At 60.7% G+C, this 16239-nt stretch carries 12 protein-coding genes and 3 tRNA genes; 8 read left to right on the top strand and 7 right to left on the bottom strand.

Translation table 11 applies throughout. The features are described 5' to 3' along the window. Positions 1-57: 57 nt before the first annotated feature. The gene (locus tag ASE71_RS07595; RefSeq protein WP_060517109.1) at positions 58-1521 is read right to left on the bottom strand and encodes a cryptochrome/photolyase family protein; all 1464 of its coding nucleotides are present in this window, start codon (positions 1519-1521) and stop codon (positions 58-60) included. Positions 1522-1619: 98 nt separating this feature from the next. Further along, positions 1620-1694 (bottom strand) — tRNA-Asn (locus ASE71_RS07590). Between the two features lie 159 nt (positions 1695-1853). On the opposite strand from ASE71_RS07590, the gene ASE71_RS07585 reads away from it, so the two are divergent. The 4 genes from ASE71_RS07585 (at position 1854) to ASE71_RS07570 (ending at position 3868) form a co-directional block, all read left to right on the top strand. Beyond that, a complete protein-coding gene (locus tag ASE71_RS07585) occupies positions 1854-2147 on the top strand; it encodes a hypothetical protein (RefSeq protein WP_034791391.1) in 294 nt (97 codons plus the stop codon). Positions 2148-2368: 221 nt separating this feature from the next. After that, on the top strand, positions 2369-3103 hold the full coding sequence (locus tag ASE71_RS07580) for a thermonuclease family protein (protein ID WP_063891168.1): 735 nt from the start codon (positions 2369-2371) through the stop codon (positions 3101-3103). A 152-nt stretch (positions 3104-3255) separates the two neighbouring features. Next, positions 3256-3329, top strand: a tRNA-Cys gene (locus ASE71_RS07575). Positions 3330-3526: 197 nt separating this feature from the next. Beyond that, positions 3527-3868 (top strand): hypothetical protein, encoded by a 342-nt coding sequence (locus ASE71_RS07570; protein WP_034791197.1) that lies wholly within the window; start codon positions 3527-3529, stop codon positions 3866-3868. Positions 3869-3956: 88 nt separating this feature from the next. On the opposite strand, the gene lexA is transcribed toward ASE71_RS07570, so the two are convergent. Together lexA and ASE71_RS07560 are read right to left on the bottom strand one after the other, a co-directional pair. Then, complete coding sequence (gene lexA, locus ASE71_RS07565) at positions 3957-4679, bottom strand: transcriptional repressor LexA (RefSeq protein WP_034791199.1); 723 nt, start codon at positions 4677-4679, stop codon at positions 3957-3959. Positions 4680-4915: 236 nt separating this feature from the next. After that, entirely contained in the window at positions 4916-5212 is a 297-nt protein-coding gene (locus ASE71_RS07560) for a hypothetical protein (RefSeq protein ID WP_034791202.1), read from the bottom strand. A 323-nt stretch (positions 5213-5535) separates the two neighbouring features. Here ASE71_RS07560 and ASE71_RS07555 point away from each other — a divergent pair, with 323 nt between their 5' ends. Both ASE71_RS07555 and ASE71_RS07550 read left to right on the top strand, forming a co-directional pair. Next, positions 5536-6168 carry a hypothetical protein gene (locus tag ASE71_RS07555; protein ID WP_060517113.1) on the top strand — a complete coding sequence of 211 codons (633 nt, stop codon included), beginning with the start codon at positions 5536-5538 and terminating at the stop codon, positions 6166-6168. A gap of 117 nt (positions 6169-6285) precedes the next feature. Beyond that, on the top strand, positions 6286-6888 hold the full coding sequence (locus tag ASE71_RS07550; protein ID WP_127889043.1) for a hypothetical protein: 603 nt from the start codon (positions 6286-6288) through the stop codon (positions 6886-6888). Between the two features lie 153 nt (positions 6889-7041). Here ASE71_RS07550 and ASE71_RS07545 read toward each other — a convergent pair. Further along, positions 7042-7117 (bottom strand) — tRNA-Ala (locus ASE71_RS07545). Between the two features lie 376 nt (positions 7118-7493). On the opposite strand from ASE71_RS07545, the gene adhP reads away from it, so the two are divergent. Both adhP and ASE71_RS07535 read left to right on the top strand, forming a co-directional pair. Further along, on the top strand, positions 7494-8519 hold the full coding sequence (adhP, locus tag ASE71_RS07540) for an alcohol dehydrogenase AdhP (protein WP_034791206.1): 1026 nt from the start codon (positions 7494-7496) through the stop codon (positions 8517-8519). Between the two features lie 161 nt (positions 8520-8680). Then, entirely contained in the window at positions 8681-11029 is a 2349-nt protein-coding gene (locus ASE71_RS07535) for an ethanolamine ammonia-lyase (RefSeq protein WP_060517121.1), read from the top strand. 137 nt (positions 11030-11166) lie between these two features. Here ASE71_RS07535 and ASE71_RS07530 read toward each other — a convergent pair whose 3' ends face one another. Both ASE71_RS07530 and ASE71_RS07525 read right to left on the bottom strand, forming a co-directional pair. Beyond that, positions 11167-11595 carry a GNAT family N-acetyltransferase gene (locus tag ASE71_RS07530; RefSeq protein WP_060517123.1) on the bottom strand — a complete coding sequence of 143 codons (429 nt, stop codon included), beginning with the start codon at positions 11593-11595 and terminating at the stop codon, positions 11167-11169. 128 nt (positions 11596-11723) lie between these two features. Next, the gene (locus ASE71_RS07525) at positions 11724-15521 is read right to left on the bottom strand and encodes a vitamin B12-dependent ribonucleotide reductase (protein ID WP_060517125.1); all 3798 of its coding nucleotides are present in this window, start codon (positions 15519-15521) and stop codon (positions 11724-11726) included. Positions 15522-16239 lie beyond the last annotated feature (718 nt).

Here is a 16239-nt window from a genome sequence, read left to right as displayed (position 1 = left end):
AACGTGAGCCTAGCCGCAATCGGGCGGGACGCCAACTGAGGAATTCTACCGGAGGCTCTACGTCTCTTCAGAAACTCCCGGTGCGCTTGTGATCTGCCGGAAGGCTGCCAGTGCCCGATCGCGGGCAAGGGCATGGTCGACGATCGGTTTCGGGTAGGTCGTGCCGAGTTCGATGCCGGCTTCGGCAAGGGTCGTGGCGGGCGCTGCAAAGGGGCGATGGACATAGCGCGGGTGGAGGCGCTCCAGCTCCGGCACGAAGCGTTTCACATAGAGACCGTCGGGATCGAATTTCTCCCCTTGCAGGAGCGGGTTGAAGATGCGGAAGAACGGTGCGGCGTCCGCGCCCGATCCGGCGACCCATTGCCAGCTTGCGGCATTGTTGGCCGGATCCGCGTCGACCAGCGTGTCACGGAACCAGGCTTCTCCCTTGCGCCAGTCGACGAGCAGGTCCTTGATGAGAAAGGAGGCGACAATCATGCGAACGCGATTGTGCATGTAGCCGTGGCGCCATAGCTGGCGCATGCCGGCATCGACGATCGGATATCCGGTGAGCCCGCTGGTCCATCGAGTAAAATCGTCCTCGTCGTTCAGCCAATGGAAGCGGTCGAATCGACGGTCGAGGTTGCGGCGGCCAAGCTCAGGATAATGAAACAGCAGATGATAGGAGAATTCGCGCCAGGCGAGTTCCTTGCGGAAGGTGGCCGCCCCTTCGCCGCTATCGGCCTGGGGCCCAGCTGCCGCATGCCAGGCCTGCGCCGGCGAAATTTCGCCAAAGGCGAGATGAGGCGAGAGCAGGGATGTGCCATCCGCGTCGGGAATGTCGCGGCAGCGTTTGTAGGCGTCGAGCTTCTCATCGACGAATTCTTCGAGACGGGTGGCCGCACCGTCTTCGCCCGGCGTCCAGACCTCGCTGAATGTCGCCGCCCAGTCCGGTTTCGTCGGCAGCAGCGACCAGTCGTCAAGGCGTTCCGATCGCGGCCATGCTCCCGGGGCTGCGATATGGCGCGGCCGGTCGATCGGCGGTGCCAGCTCGTTTTTCAGTTCGAGCGCGCGCCAGAACGGCGTGAACACGCGGTAGGGGCCGCCCGTCGTCGTCAGCAGCCGCATGGGCTCATGCAGCAATTGTCCTGCAAAGCTCTCCGCGATGATTCCCCGCTCGGCCAGCGCCTTCTTGAGCGCGGTATCCGTGGCGATGCCGTTCGGGTCGTAGCGCCGGTTCCAGTAGATGCGCTCCGCACCGCTTGCGTGCGCAATCTCGACAATCACGTCAAGCGGCGCGGCTGATCGAAGAACGAGGCGAGAAGCGTGCCGCGCGAGACTTGCGCCCAAGGCCTCGAGCGAATGGTGCAGCCACCACGCCTGCGCCGCCCCGAGCGGACCGTTGCCGCTGTCGGCGGGTTCGCGAATATAGAGGGGAATGACGGCTGCCTCGCCGGCGGCAGCCGAGAGGGCGCGATTGTCGGCCAGGCGGAGATCCTTGCGGAACCAGACGATGATGGGCGGCGCCGCGGCCTTTGTCATGAAGAACCATCGGGAGGTTGGGGATTGATCACCTGGAGAACATAGGTGCAAAATGAAAAAGAGCCATTCGCATCGCTGCAAATGGCTCTTTTAGAAAGTGGCTCCCCGGGCCGGATTCGAACCGGCGACCTGTCGATTAACAGTCGAATGCTCTACCGCTGAGCTACCAGGGATCATCCGCGCCGCTGTTGTGCTGTGCGCTTCAGAAGTGAGGCTGCTAATACGCATGCTTTTCTGATTTGCCAAGCGCTTTTTTCAAAAAAAATGACAAGTTCCGTTGCGAGGCTGTGGAGAAGTCCCCAATTGTGGGAAAACACGCCGGATAGGGAATGATGAATAAAAACAGGAAGCAGACGCATTTCGGCATTGATCCGCAAACACGACAGATCGTGCTGGGCAAATGGCGTATCGCGCTGCCCGACTCTCCGCTGCTGCGCATCCTGCTGGGTTCGCTGCTGGTGTTCTGCGGTTTTCTCGGTTTCCTGCCCGTGCTGGGCTTCTGGATGATACCGTTGGGCCTGATCGTGCTTTCCCACGACATTCCCTCGGTTCGCCGCCGCCGTCGTCGTCTGGCCGTCTGGTGGGCGCGCTGGCGCGGGAAGGCCAACTCCTCGAACGGCTCCTGAGCCGGACGCCGATTTAACGATCTTGTTGTCGAGGCAGGGCGGTCGGCAGTTTTCGGTTCCTCGCGGCCGTCCCGTACCAATTCCGAATCTCTCAACAAGGGCCGTGGCCGCGCAGGCGAATGACCGGTTCCTCGCGGTCTTCCCCTCTGTTGGGGTGCCCTCGAAAACTTTTCGGCAACCCATCAAACGCATAATGCGGTCTCGAATCAGGATGGGGACCGATGGCCAAAGCCACTACGAAACGTCGACGCCGCAGTTCGGGCCGAAGCACCAGCAAACAGGGCGGCATGGCGCCGTGGTATCTGGCCGCAGCGCTCACCCTTGGCGGCGTCATGGCCTACGACCATCGCGCCGAGTTGCGGCACTGGCCGGTGGTTTCGGATGTCATGGCCCTTGCATCGCGATCGGAAACGAAGCCGAAGCCTCAGCGCGCGGTTCCTGAAGCGCAGGAGCGCGTTGCGCAGCAGGCGGATAGGCACAAACCAAATCCGAAGCCCAACCCGGCGACGAAGGTTGTCCTGGCCGCCCCGGTGCCGTCGGTGAATGTCGGCGTCACGCCGCCAACCCCTCTCGTGCGGCCCAATGAAGAGGTGAAGACGGCATCCATCCGTACCGATCAGTTCTATTTTTGCGGCATTCGCAACGACAACTGCGTGATCGATGGCGCGACCTTCGTCTTCCATGGCGAGACGATCCGCGTCGCCGATGTCGATGCACCGCGAATCCGCCAGGCAAGCTGCGACAAGGAGCGTTCGCGCGGCTTCTACGCCAAGCAGCGCCTGCGCGAATTGCTGAATGCAGGCGACTTCAGGCTGATCTCGGCGGGAGGGCGATCAGATGCCAAGGCCGGCGAGAAACTGCGCCTGGTCACCCGCGGTGACCAATCTCTTGGACGTGTACTCGTTTCCGAGGGGCTCGTGCGGCCGTGGGAAGGGCGCCCGACGCCCTGGTGCTGAGATCAGCTGGGAGACGATCGGCGGACATCGTCGATCGTTCTGTGGAAAGTATCCGTCCTGCAATTCGACGGCGCGTTTTTCAGAAAATGCCTCTTGCGGTTTTTCTGCAATCATTCTAAATCCGCGCCAACGCTTGGTTATCCGAGCTGTGAGGCCTCGTGGCGGAGTGGTGACGCAGAGGACTGCAAATCCTTGTACCCCGGTTCAATTCCGGGCGAGGCCTCCAATAATCTCACCTCGTTAAATTTGGTTTGGCGTTCTGCCTTAGGGCAGCGCGGTAAAATTCGCGACACGTCCGCGCAAGCCACGTCTCCTATGCCTCCGTCGGATCTTATCGCTTCGGTGAATTCGGTAGAGGGGGAACGATGACTCCGCTGAGATCAACCGCATCGGTAGCGTCCGTCAACATTAAGAACGGAGGCAATGGCATCAATGAAAAAGAGACTGATCCTGACGGCGTTGGCGTGTTTTGCGGCGACCGCTATGGAGGCGCGCGCGGACGACCTGGTTTTCCAGCTGAAGAACAACACCGGCGCGGTACTGACGAATTTCTATACGTCGCCGGTCGGCGTCAATGAATGGGAAGACGATGTTTTCGGTCGGCAGGTCCTGAACCCCGGCGAGAGCATGGAGATCACCATTGCCGACGGGCGGGACGTCTGCAAATACGACATGCGATTCGAATTCGAGGAAGGCTCGGCCCTCGATACGACCGAGGACACGCAGGATCTCTGCGAACTCGGCGAATACACGATCCACGAATAAGCGATCTGGATTTCAGGTCGCCTTAAATGGAAAGAGCCTCGCCACTTTCAGTGGCGAGGCTCTTTTGATTCGGCGTTCTGCCTGGAATTCAATGGTAGCGGCGGATCAGCCCGACGAGCTTGCCCTGGATTTTCACGCGATCCGGTCCGAAAATGCGCGTCTCGTAGGCGGGGTTGGCCGCTTCGAGCGCAATCGACGCGCCCTTGCGACGGAAGCGCTTCAGCGTCGCTTCCTCGTCGTCCACGAGCGCCACGATGATGTCGCCGGGATTGGCCGAGTTGCCGTTGCGGATGATCACCGTGTCGCCATCGAAGATGCCGGCCTCGATCATCGAATCGCCCTTTACTTCGAGGGCGTAATGCTCGCCGCTGCCGATCATGTCGAGCGGAACGGTAATGTCATGGGTGTTGTTCTGGATCGCCGAGATCGGCACGCCGGCAGCGATGCGGCCCATCACCGGGACGGAAACAGACGTGCTTTCGGCGACCGGCGCCGGCTTCGGCGTGGCAGGAGCGGCGGCCGGCGGCTTTCCGAGGCTGCCCTCGATCACGCTCGGCGAGAAGCCTCTGCGCGGCTGTTGCTGGCCGGCGGCGTAGGCTTCCGGAAGCTTGATGACTTCGAGCGCGCGCGCCCGGTTCGGCAACCGGCGAATGAACCCGCGTTCTTCGAGCGCCGTGATCAAACGGTGAATGCCGGACTTCGACGCCAGGTCGAGCGCATCCTTCATTTCATCGAAAGACGGCGGTACGCCCGACTCCTTCATGCGTTCGTGGATGAACAGAAGCAATTCCTGTTGCTTGCGGGTCAGCATGGCACGTCGCTCCAGAGGCGTGAAACAAATCAAGAACAGACACTATCTGTTCCATATGTGTTCCGCAAGTGCCTAAAATTCCGTGAATTCAGGCAATTGGCTGCTTCTGTGGGGGTCGATTGGTCACTTTTGCGGGAGCGGGGCGGTTTTCGGCGACGGTTGCGTCCCAAAACAGCGCCGGGCAGGCCGGTCGCGCGCGTGATTCGAACGAATCGCGGCTCTCTTCGCGGAGAGACTTAAGTCGCTTGCGAGGCCGAGCAGGCGTCTTCGAACTCCTTCACCGTCTCGGCGCTGTTGTCTTCCGGAAGCACTGCGTCGGCCGCATCGGTCGCAACGGGCGTATCGCCGTCATAAACGAAGGACTGGATGTAGAACGCGAGCGCGCCCTTCCAAACATTGCGTCCATCGATCTGATGGCACGGTACGGCCCGTTCGAAATCGGTCTGGAGTTCATCCACCGTCGCGGCACTGAGCTTGACGTCAGGCATATTGGGCGATGCGACTATCGAAGCGAGAAGCAGGGCGGCAAGCACGGTGATCGTCCACTTGATGAAGGGGTGGGACTAAGGGTTGGTAAACGATGTGAACCGCGCTTTCGTTCCGAAGTCCAGCAAGCATGGCGATCACTCTGCCATGTTCAACAGCTCTTTGCCCGCAGGCTGTGGCTGATTTGCGCCAGCCGCTCCATCTCGACCTCGTCTCGGCCGTTCTTCATGGACCGGCGCGGAGAATGCATCGGAGCTGCCAGCTTTCGCATCGGGCCTGGGGCGCGCAAAAATCCCTGCGGGGAAGGGCCTTCACCGTCTCGACAGGCCTCTAAAAAAAGATAACTTTGCGTGGAAAGTGGGGTGGTTGCATGCATAGATTGTCGTTGGTGGTGCTCGGCCTGTTGCTCACGGCTGGAGCGGCGTCTGCCGAAGAAGGGCGTTCGAATATCTGGAAACGGATCAACGCCTGGACGGTGGGATCCGATCCTTCCCTGGGAGGCTCGTGTTACGCGGCGACGAGCTATGACGCCGGCGCTATCCTTCGTATCGGCTTTTATCCGCGGGGATCGACGAACCTGGCGTTTCTTTCGATCGGCAATGCCGAATGGAAATCCATCGAGCCGCAGCGGGAATACGATGTTGCCTTGCAGCTCGACCGTGGTCGTCAGTGGCCGGCCGTTGCGTTCGGTGTTGATCTGACCGGCGCCAAGGCCCTTGTCGTCAACTTTTCCAACACCGACTTCTTTACCGAATTCGTTCGCAAGAACACCTTGGCGCTGGCCTTCGAGGGGCGCGTCGTCGCGAGCCTCAGCCTGCGTGATTCGATGAAGGCGGTAAGCGAGATGTTCAAGTGCCAGGAGGCGGTGAGCGCCTTGATCCCGAATGGCGGTCAGGGAGCGGCGAACGATCCCTTTGCGGGCGCCGGTGGCAATGCGCCGAACAACGATCCCTTTGCCGGCGGCGGCCAGACCAAGTCATCGAAAGATCCTTTCGCCATGTGATGGGCAGTCCGCTTGCCGCGGAGAGGTGAATATTCCTAAAATATTGCCTGGGATCGGCTAGGCACCCTCGACAGCGATGCGGGGACCTATCAAAATGCGGGCAAACGGGGGTTTTGCATGCGTAGATTGCTGGTCGGATTGGTAAGCTGTCTGATCGCCGCGGGATCGGCCGCGGCTGAGGAGTCCGAAATCATCAAGTGGAAGGATGTCGACGGCTGGACTGTTGCTTCCGACACCTCGATGGAGGGCTCCTGCTTCATCTCGTCGGTATTCGACGGCGGGGTCACCTTGCGCCTTGGGTTCTATCCCAAGGGCTCCGAGTCGCCGCTCTATATGAGCTTCGCCAGCGACGACTGGAGGTCGCTCGAGGTCGGCAAAGAGTACGACCTGACCTTCCGCTTCGACAAGACCGATCCATGGAGCGCCTCGGCGACCGCTGCCGGTGATGCGAGCGGAAAGTTTCTGTTCGTGAACGTCACCGACGCCGAGTTCCTGACGGGCTTCGTGCGCAAGCGGGCCTTGGCCATCGCGTTTGAAGATCGCGTCATCGCAAATCTCAGCCTGCGCGGCACCGGCCCGGCGGCCGACGAGTTGATGAAGTGCCAGAGGGCGGTCGACGAGATCATCGCCGACGAGGGCCGCAAGTCCAAGGAGAAGAAAGCCGACCCGTTCAATGCACCGAGCGAGAAGCGCTCGGCGCGGGATCCGTTCAGCCTCTGAAAACAGGTGGCCACGGGATCGGGCAGCGTTTCGCGAAGGCCGGACGGTGGATTAGCATGGCGGTGTCCCCAGAGAGACTCGAACTGGCGATCTGCTGATGACAAATCAGCCGCTGTTCCGATACCTCGGCAACCGGGCACCTTCTGATCGTTTTGGTGGAGCCGAAGGGAGTCGAACCCTCGACCTCCGCAGTGCGATTGCGGCGCTCTCCCAACTGAGCTACGGCCCCGTAGCATTCAGTCAACACGACCGGCGCCGATCCTGTCAATACGCGCGCCAGCGCGCCCGCTCGAACGCCGTTGCACGATCTGCGTTGTTCGATCCGGCCGGGCGCCGAAGGCAGTCGGTCTCTGAACCGCTTCTGCACTCCACCCATTGTCGAACTCTGCCGGCGGGTTTACGCTGCAACCTGACGATGGCGATACGTGAACCGCGTTGAAGTGTGGCGGTATACGCCAAGCAGGAAATGACGTCCGGGCACTGGCTGTGAGCGCCATGATGCTCGAGCCAATTACACGATTTTCGTATGTGAGATAGGCCCCTGCCGGCCCACTGTTCCCATAAGAAACCTCTCCGTGGCCCGGCGATTGGAGGAGGATTGGCAAATGGCTCAGGCGATGAAGGCAGCCGTCGTTCGGCAATTCGGCGCGCCCCTGACGATCGAGGAAGTGGCAGTGCCCACGCCGCAGCCGGGACAGATCCTGGTGAAATACGAAGCAACGGGCGTTTGCCATACCGATCTCCATGCTGCAAATGGCGACTGGCCGGTGAAGCCCAGCCCACCATTCATTCCCGGGCACGAGGGTGTCGGCTATGTCTCGGCGGTCGGCGCCGGTGTCAAAAGAGTGAAAGAGGGCGACAGGGTCGGCGTTCCCTGGCTTCACAGCGCCTGCGGCTACTGTCCGCATTGCCGCACCGGTTGGGAGACGCTGTGTGCGGCCCAGTCGAACACGGGATACTCGGTCAACGGGACGTTCGCCGAATATGGCCTGGCGGATCCTGATTTCGTCGGCAGCCTGCCCAATGGGCTGGAGTTCGGCCCTGCCGCGCCGGTTCTGTGTGCCGGGGTCACCGTTTACAAGGGGTTGAAGGAAACGGAAGTCCGTCCCGGTGAATGGGTTGCCATCTCCGGCATCGGGGGGCTTGGCCACATGGCCGTGCAGTACGCAAAGGCGATGGGCATGCATGTCGTCGCGGCGGACATCTTCGACGACAAGCTGGCACTTGCAAAGCAATTGGGCGCCGACCTGACAGTCAACGGCAAGGCCAAGGATGCGGTCGAGCAGGTGATCAAGGCCACCGGCGGCGTGCATGGAGCGCTTGTGACTGCAGTCTCGCCCGCTGCGATGGAACAGGCGTTCGGTTTCCTGCGTTCGCGCGGCACCATGGCGCTCGTCGGCCTGCCCCCAGGTATGATCTCGGTGCCGGTCTTTGAGACTGTTCTTAAGCGCATCACCGTGCGTGGATCGATCGTCGGCACCCGCCAGGACCTGGAAGAGTCGCTCCAGTTCGCTGCTGAAGGTAAAGTCGCGCCGCATTTCTCGTGGGATAGCCTCGAGAATATCAACGAGATCTTCCGCCGCATGGAAGCCGGGAAGATCGACGGTCGCATCGTGATGAGCCTGCAGTAATCGACTTTGACAGGCCCGGCTGGTCGAGGCTCGCCGGGTCCGTGTCGATGCCCAAGGGACACGTGTCGAGCATTTACTCTTATGCGCCTTCCTTAGATCGCCGGTCACCAGAGGGCCGTCGGGCGAGATGCCGATAGACCTTTTGCAGAAAGGAAATGGCAATGAGCAAAGGCATGTTCTCAGACCAGCATGCACTGTCCAGGCGCGATCTCCTGTTGGTGGCGGGAACTGCGGCGGCCACGCTTACAGCCTACAGTCATGCTGCCCGTGCCGCGCCAGGCCCAAGCAACCTCGTGATCGACGACGTGAAGCAGGATGAGGACATCTTTGCCTATATCAGCAGGATCAAGGGCGGCTTTGACGAGACGACCTATCGGCAGGTTCTGGGATGCGCGAATGCGTTCAAGGAAGGAGACCAGACGATCGCTGTGGCTGCGGAAAATGATACGTCCCGAACGAACGCCCGAGCCCTCCTGGCAAGAACGAAGATCGCAGACCTCGATCAGCACCCGCTGTTTGAGGACGATCTGCAACGACTGATTTGGCAGACCACCGACAGGGCTCAACAAGAAAAGCTGAAAGACTGGACGATGGGCCAGCTGAAGGAATTTCTTCTGACCAAATCGGAAGATGAGATCAAAGGCGTCATGCATGGCCTGACCAGCGATACCATCGGCTGCGTGCCGAAGCTGATGAGTAATGAAGAGTTGATCGCCGTCAGCCAGAAGATTTTCAATGTCATGCCCGGCACCAAGCTGGGGGCCAAGGGATACATGGGCGCACGTATCCAGCCGAATTCGCCGACCGACCACCCCGACGACATCATGTGGCAGGTCTTCGATGCGTTTTCCTATGCGACCGGCGACATCGTCATCGGCACCAACCCGGTGGACAGTACCGTCGACAGCGTCGTCACGGTGGAGCGGGCGCTCAAGGACATCGTGGATACGTTCAAGCTGGTCGACGTCATTCCGTGGTGCGTGCTCGCTCACATCGACGTCCAAGGTGAGGTAAGCGAAGACTTCCCCGGCACGGTTTCCACCGTGTTCCAGAGCCTTGCCGGTACGGATGATTGCAACAAGATCTTCGATATAACCAATGAGAAGATCCTGAAGTACGCACGCGCCAAGGCAGGGGAGCGGTACGGCCTTTATTTCGAAACCGGGCAGGGCTCGGAATTCACCAACGGCGCGGCAAACGGCGTCGACATGATGGTGCTTGAGTCCCGGAAGTACGGGTTCAGCCGGGCTGTCGGCATGGAGCTTGCGAAAGTGCAGCCGAAGGGCGCATGGCTGCATGTCAACGATGTTGCCGGCTTCATTGGGCCGGAGGTCTTCAAGAGCCGAGAACAACTCGTTCGGTGCTGCCTCGAGGACATGGTCATGGGCAAGCTCCATGGGCTGACCATCGGTCTCGATATATGCACGACCCTGCACATGACCGTCAGCCTGGACGATCTGGATTGGTGCCAGGATCAGATCATGCCGGCCAATCCGGCCTATCTGATTGCTCTGCCGACCAAGAACGACCCGATGTTGAGCTATCTCACGACCGCATTTCAGGACCACGTACGCGTGAGGGATAAGTTCGGCTTCAAGGTCAACGATGCGATGTGGGATTTCTACAAACGCCTTGGAATTGTCGGCAAGGACAACAGCTACACGTCAAAATACGGCGATCCTCTTTGGGTCTATTATCAGTACCGCCTCGCCAAGGGGGACAAGCGCTCCAAGGACGCCGTTTACGCCGAGGGCAGGCGGATGATGACGGAGGTCGAGGCAAGAGGCGTCGACCTGGCCACGGGCCACGGTGAGAAGATATGGGATCTCAACCCGACGCTCGCGACGAAAGTGAGGGGTCTTTATGACGACGCCAAACTCTCTCTTTGGGCCGAGCTTACGCCGGAGTTCATAGCGGCGGTGCCCAGCGTCGTTCCGGTTCGCACCCTGTCCAAGGACCGGAACGACTACATCGCGCATCCGACGACCGGTGAAACGCTGAGCCCGGACTCAATCAGGGCGATTGACGCGATCAGGACGTCCTGGAAAGGCGATATGCCCAAGGGCCAGATTGTCATCTCAGATGGTCTGAACGCCAAGGCCATCATGGATGACGGCCATCTTTCGCCCTATCTGGAGGAGATGCGCAGGCTGCTCGGCGATGCCGGCGTGTCGGTGAGCGACAAGAATATCCTGGTCACCAGCGGCAGAGTGCGGGCCGGCTACCGGATTGGCGAGATGCTGTTTGCCGACGCCGATCCCAACACGTTTCGCGGAATTCTCCACATCATCGGCGAGCGGCCCGGAACCATGCACCACGCCTACTCGGTCTACATCACGGTTGCGAAGGGCAAGCGTTGGGCTGAGAAGGATATCGATCACGATATGACGAAGCTGGTCAGCAACGTCGCCGATACCGCACTCGCACCCAAGGAGGCGGCGAAGGAAACCCTGACCATTATCCGGGAGATCATCGGCAAGGACGTAAACGGCAGCCGGCGATTCGGGTGACCACAAACGCGCTACAGGGCAACAAGGGCGTCCGTCCGGAATAAGCGTCGGGCCGTGTATACCGTTGGGGCAGCCGCATACTCTCGCTTTCGGGCCCCCAAAGCGCGGTTGCTGCTTCGGATCGTGGCTTTCCGGCGTCAGAATCGCTTCTTTAGAAAGTAGCGCGCAATCGCCCCATCACCACCTTCAAGCTCGCCGAAAACTTCGAAGCCGAGTTTTTCATAAAAGGGCCTGGCCTGGAATTCGAAGGTGTCGAGCCAAAGGCCGACATAGCCGCGCTGGCGCGCGATCTTCTCCGCTTCTTCGACAAGGCGCCGGCCAAGGCCCTGGCCGCGGTACTCATCAGGGACGGCGAGGTAACGGATAAAGGCCCAGCCATAGCCATCCGTCGCATAGAGCCCGCCCGTCGCGACTTTCGTCTCCGGATCGCGAAGCACGATTGCAAAACCGGGCAGGTCGACCATGCCGCTATGGGCATCGTTATAGGCATCCAGCGGCGCAACGATGCCGCTGAGGTCATTCTGACTGGGGTCTTCGAGAAGGATGTCTATGATCGGGGTGAGCATGATGGGAACTTGGTCGAATGGTGGCTCGGTCTATAAATTCTCGTTTTGTTCTCTAGAGAAATCCAACCCAAGGAAAACTTCGGGTTGGCAATGATGGTTGGTCGTGGTCGTCGTCAACGACGGGCCGCTTAGCTGCAGCCGCTCGTCGCGCCGCAGGTGTCGCACTTCTCGCAGGTACCGTTGCGCACCATCGTGAAGTTTTGGCATTCGGTGCACATGTTGCCGGTGTAGCCCTGCATGATCGAGCGGGCGCGGCGCTCAGCTTCCACCTTCTTGGCGTCCGACTTGGCCGATGCCGCTTCGGCGGCCGCCTTGTCGGAGAAGAGGGCGGTTACTTCCTGCTCGACTTCGTCGGCGATCTCTTCTGCCAGTTCCGCAGCGCGCTCTTCATAGTCGCGCTTGAAGGCGACGATTTCGGACGTTGCGATCGCCGTCGTCGTCTCGATCTTGCGCACCGTGTTTCCGGCGATCGCCGTCACGGTTGCGCCAGAGGAGGCGCGGGCAGGGGCTGCCGTCGACGAGCCCTTCGGCTCGCTGGAGGCCCGGTCACCGGTGCCGCCGACGATCGTCGGCTTGTAGCCGCGGGTCCAGCCGGTCGAGATCAGGTTGGTCTTGCCTTCCTGAATGCCCTTGCCGAGCGCGGTGTTGCCGAAGTCGGAGGTGTCGACATGGGCGAGGTCGTGACGGCCGAGATAGGAAACCGCCAGTTCGCGGAAGACGTAGTCGAGGATCGACGTCGCGTTCTTGATCGCGTCGTTGCCCTGGACCATGCCGGCCGGCTCGAACTTGGTGAAGGTGAAGGCCTCCACATATTCCTCGAGCGGCACGCCGTACTGCAGGCCGAGCGAGATGGCGATGGCGAAGTTGTTCATCATCGCACGGAAGGCGGCCCCTTCCTTGTGCATGTCGATGAAGATCTCGCCGAGGCGGCCGTCACCGAATTCGCCGGTGCGCAGATACACCTTGTGACCACCGACGACGGCCTTCTGGGTGTAGCCCTGGCGGCGGTTCGGCAGCTTTTCGCGGGCGCGGATCACCTTCTCGATGACGCGCTCGACGATCTTCTCGGTGATGGTGACGGCCTGGGCGGCGGCGGGCGCCTGGATCAGATCCTCCAGCGCATCCTCGTCCTTGTCGTCCTCGATCAGCGAGGCGTTCAGCGGCTGCGACAGCTTGGAGCCGTCGCGGTAGAGCGCGTTTGCCTTCAGCGCCAGCTTCCACGAAAGCATGTAGGCGTTCTTGCAGTCCTCGACGGTCGCCTCGTTCGGCATGTTGATCGTCTTGGAGATCGCGCCCGAGATGAACGGCTGGGCGGCCGCCATCATGCGGATGTGGCTTTCGACCGAGAGATAACGCTTGCCGATCTTGCCGCAGGGGTTGGCGCAATCGAAGACGGGCAGGTGCTCGTTCTTCAGGAACGGTGCACCTTCGAGTGTCATCGCGCCGCAGACGTGAATGTTCGCCGCTTCGATGTCCTTCTTGGAGAAGCCCATGTGGTCGAGCAGGTTGAAGTCCATCGCGGCGAGCTGTTCGTCGGAGACCTTCAGTGTGCCCTTGAGGAAGTCGGCGCCGAGCGTCCACTGGTTGAAGACGAACTTGATGTCGAAAGCGGACTTCAGGGCGGCGTTGACGGCTTCCACCTTCTCGTCGGTGAAGCCCTTGGCCTTCAGTGTCGACGGGTTGATCGCCGGAGCCTGGTTCAGGTTGCCGTGACCGACTGCGTAAGCTTCAATTTCGGCGATCTGGCTTTCGCCGTAGCCGAGAGAGCGCAGCGCTTCCGGAACGGCGCGGTTGATGATCTTGAAGTAGCCGCCGCCGGCGAGCTTCTTGAACTTGACCAGCGCGAAGTCAGGTTCGATGCCGGTCGTGTCGCAGTCCATGACAAGGCCGATCGTGCCGGTCGGTGCGATAACCGTTGCCTGGGCGTTGCGGTAGCCGTGCTTTTCGCCGAGTTCCAGTGCCTTGTCCCAGGCGCTCATGGCGTGGATGACGAGGTCCTGGTCCGGATTGTCGGCATGGATGAGCGCGACCGGGTTGACCGAAAGCGCTTCGTAACCGGTCGTCTCGCCATAGGCGGCGCGGCGATGGTTGCGGATGACGCGCAGCATGTTGTCGCGGTTTGGCGCAAAGCCTGGGAACGGACCGAGCTTTTCGGCCATCTCGGCCGAGGTAGCATAGGAGACACCGGTCATGATCGCCGTCAGCGCACCGGCGATGGCGCGGCCTTCGGTCGAGTCATAGGGAATGCCCGAGGACATCAAGAGGCCGCCGATGTTGGCGTAGCCAAGGCCGAGCGTGCGGTATTCGTAGGAAAGCTCGGCAATCTCGCGGGACGGAAACTGCGCCATCATGACCGAGACTTCGAGAACGATCGTCCACAGGCGGACGGCGTGCTCGTAGTCTGCGATGTTGATGCGCTTGGTCGCCGCATCCTTGAACATCATCAGGTTCAGGGAGGCGAGGTTGCAGGCGGTGTCGTCGAGGAACATGTACTCCGAGCACGGGTTCGATGCGCGGATCGGGCCGGCAGCGGGGCTCGTGTGCCAGTCGTTCATGGTCGTGTTGAAGTGCAGGCCCGGATCGGCCGACGCCCAGGCGGCGTAGGAGATCGATTCCCAGAGGTCGCGTGCCTTCAGCGTCTTCATGACGCGGCCGTCCTTGCGGGCGGTCAGGTGCCAGTCGCCATCGGCTTCGACGGCGCGCAGGAAGTCGTCCTTGATCGAGACCGAGTTGTTGGAGTTCTGGCCCGAAACCGTGAGGTAGGCTTCCGAATCCCAGTCGGTGTCGTAGGTCTTGAACTCAAGGTCCTTGTAGCCTTGCTTCGCGAACTGGATAACGCGCTGGACATAGTTTTCCGGAACCAGCGCCTGCTTGGCGGCCCGGATCTCGCGCTTCAGCGCCGGGTTCTGCTTCGGGTCATAGCAGGCGTCGTCGGTGCCTTCGCAGTTGACGCAGGCCTTCATGATCGCCTTCAGATGCTTGGCGACGACCTTGGAACCGGTGACGAGGGCGGCAACCTTCTGCTCCTCCTTGACCTTCCAGTTGATGTATTCCTCGATATCCGGATGGTCGATGTCGACAACGACCATCTTGGCGGCGCGGCGGGTGGTGCCGCCCGACTTGATGGCACCGGCAGCACGGTCGCCGATCTTCAGGAACGACATCAGGCCGGAGGACTTGCCGCCGCCCGAGAGCTTTTCGCCTTCGCTGCGCAGATAAGAGAAGTTGGAGCCGGTACCAGAACCGTACTTGAACAGGCGCGCTTCACGCACCCACAGATCCATGATGCCGCCTTCGTTGACGAGATCGTCACCGACCGACTGGATGAAGCAGGCATGCGGCTGCGGATGCTCATAGGCCGACTTGGACTTGGTCAGCTTGCCGGTAAACGGGTCGACATAGAAGTGGCCTTGGCCAGGGCCGTCGATGCCGTAGGCCCAGTGCAGGCCGGTGTTGAACCATTGCGGCGAGTTCGGCGCGACGCGCTGGGTGGCGAGCATGTAGGCAAGTTCGTCCTGGAAGGCCGAAGCGTCTTCCTCGGTGTCGAAGTAGCCGCCCTTCCAGCCCCAATAGGCCCAGGTGCCGGCCAGGCGATCGAAGACCTGACGGGCATCGGTTTCGGAACCGTACTGCTCATCCTTCGGCAGCGCCTTCAGCGCATCCGTGTCGGGAACCGCGCGCCAGAGGAAGGAGGGGACATCGTTCTCCTCGACGCGCTTCATCTTGGCGGGAACGCCGGCCTTGCGGAAATACTTCTGGGCGAGAATGTCGGCGGCAACCTGGCTGAACTGAGCCGGCACGTCGATATCGGCAAGGCGGAAAACGATCGAACCATCGGGGTTCTTGATTTCACTCGTAGCCTTGCGGAATTCGATCTCCGCATAAGCGGATTGCCCGGCTTTTGTGAAACGACGTTCGATCTTCATTGTCCCTGGTCCTTCGTGTTGCCTAGCGCCCGCCACAGGCGCAATTGTCCCCGCCCGGCCGCGAGGGGCATCCCGCAGCCAGTCTCAGCTTCCGTCCTTGGAGAGAAACCCATAACTGGGTGACCCTGTATCTTGTGAGATAGGCTGTCTGCAAATACTAAATATAGTATCAACAACTTCTTCATGCCAGCCAAATATTGCCCCGGTGGACCCGAAAAATCGCACAGAAATCCTCAGGGCGACCCCATGGTGAAATCCATGACTGCCGCCTTTCAGAACCGCCGATTTGGGGAGAGGAACCGGGACTTGAACAATCCGGTCCGCCGCCGTTGCAACGTGAAATCCATTAACCGTGAATCGTCCGGAGGCGTCAAGGGGTGGTTTGTGACGGAAGTTTGAGCCCTAGATGTTGTGTGGACCGGCTGTGGAAAACGGGGACATCGGTCAACGCCATGAAAATCAGGCACTTCCGGAGGTTGCCTGTGAGACTGACGCAACGGTCGGCACGCAATCGAAATTTTGACGGGTAAAAACCCGCATAAAAAGTGTCCCTTACGGCAGGCTCGGTTGCATCGGTGAAAGCGATATGGGGTGGGGCAGTGATTCGTTTTTTGGCGGTCCCGTAAGCACCGGCATTTGGTTCGCAGCCGACGTCGGCGCGGCCTCGGCACGCCTGAACATCAACGCCTTGCGACAGGCCCGAGACTCCAATCGTGGT

Origin of the sequence: Ensifer sp. Root954 (assembly GCF_001429005.1) — a bacterium.
GTDB lineage: Bacteria > Pseudomonadota > Alphaproteobacteria > Rhizobiales > Rhizobiaceae > Ensifer > Ensifer adhaerens.
The sequence above is the reverse complement of the archived record's forward strand: the minus strand, read 5'-3'. Positions and strand labels throughout refer to the sequence as shown.

Coding starts and splice junctions, on each gene's coding strand:
- ASE71_RS07570 (WP_034791197.1), top strand. CDS start 3,527: ATGGCATCAATGAAAAAGAGACTGATCCTGACGGCGTTGGCGTGTTTT.
- ASE71_RS07530 (WP_060517123.1), bottom strand. CDS start 11,595: ATGCTCACCCCGATCATAGACATCCTTCTCGAAGACCCCAGTCAGAAT.
- ASE71_RS07580 (WP_063891168.1), top strand. CDS start 2,369: ATGGCCAAAGCCACTACGAAACGTCGACGCCGCAGTTCGGGCCGAAGC.
- lexA (WP_034791199.1), bottom strand. CDS start 4,679: ATGCTGACCCGCAAGCAACAGGAATTGCTTCTGTTCATCCACGAACGC.
- ASE71_RS07550 (WP_127889043.1), top strand. CDS start 6,286: ATGCGTAGATTGCTGGTCGGATTGGTAAGCTGTCTGATCGCCGCGGGA.
- ASE71_RS07525 (WP_060517125.1), bottom strand. CDS start 15,521: ATGAAGATCGAACGTCGTTTCACAAAAGCCGGGCAATCCGCTTATGCG.
- adhP (WP_034791206.1), top strand. CDS start 7,494: ATGGCTCAGGCGATGAAGGCAGCCGTCGTTCGGCAATTCGGCGCGCCC.
- ASE71_RS07555 (WP_060517113.1), top strand. CDS start 5,536: ATGCATAGATTGTCGTTGGTGGTGCTCGGCCTGTTGCTCACGGCTGGA.
- ASE71_RS07595 (WP_060517109.1), bottom strand. CDS start 1,521: ATGACAAAGGCCGCGGCGCCGCCCATCATCGTCTGGTTCCGCAAGGAT.
- ASE71_RS07585 (WP_034791391.1), top strand. CDS start 1,854: ATGAATAAAAACAGGAAGCAGACGCATTTCGGCATTGATCCGCAAACA.
- ASE71_RS07535 (WP_060517121.1), top strand. CDS start 8,681: ATGAGCAAAGGCATGTTCTCAGACCAGCATGCACTGTCCAGGCGCGAT.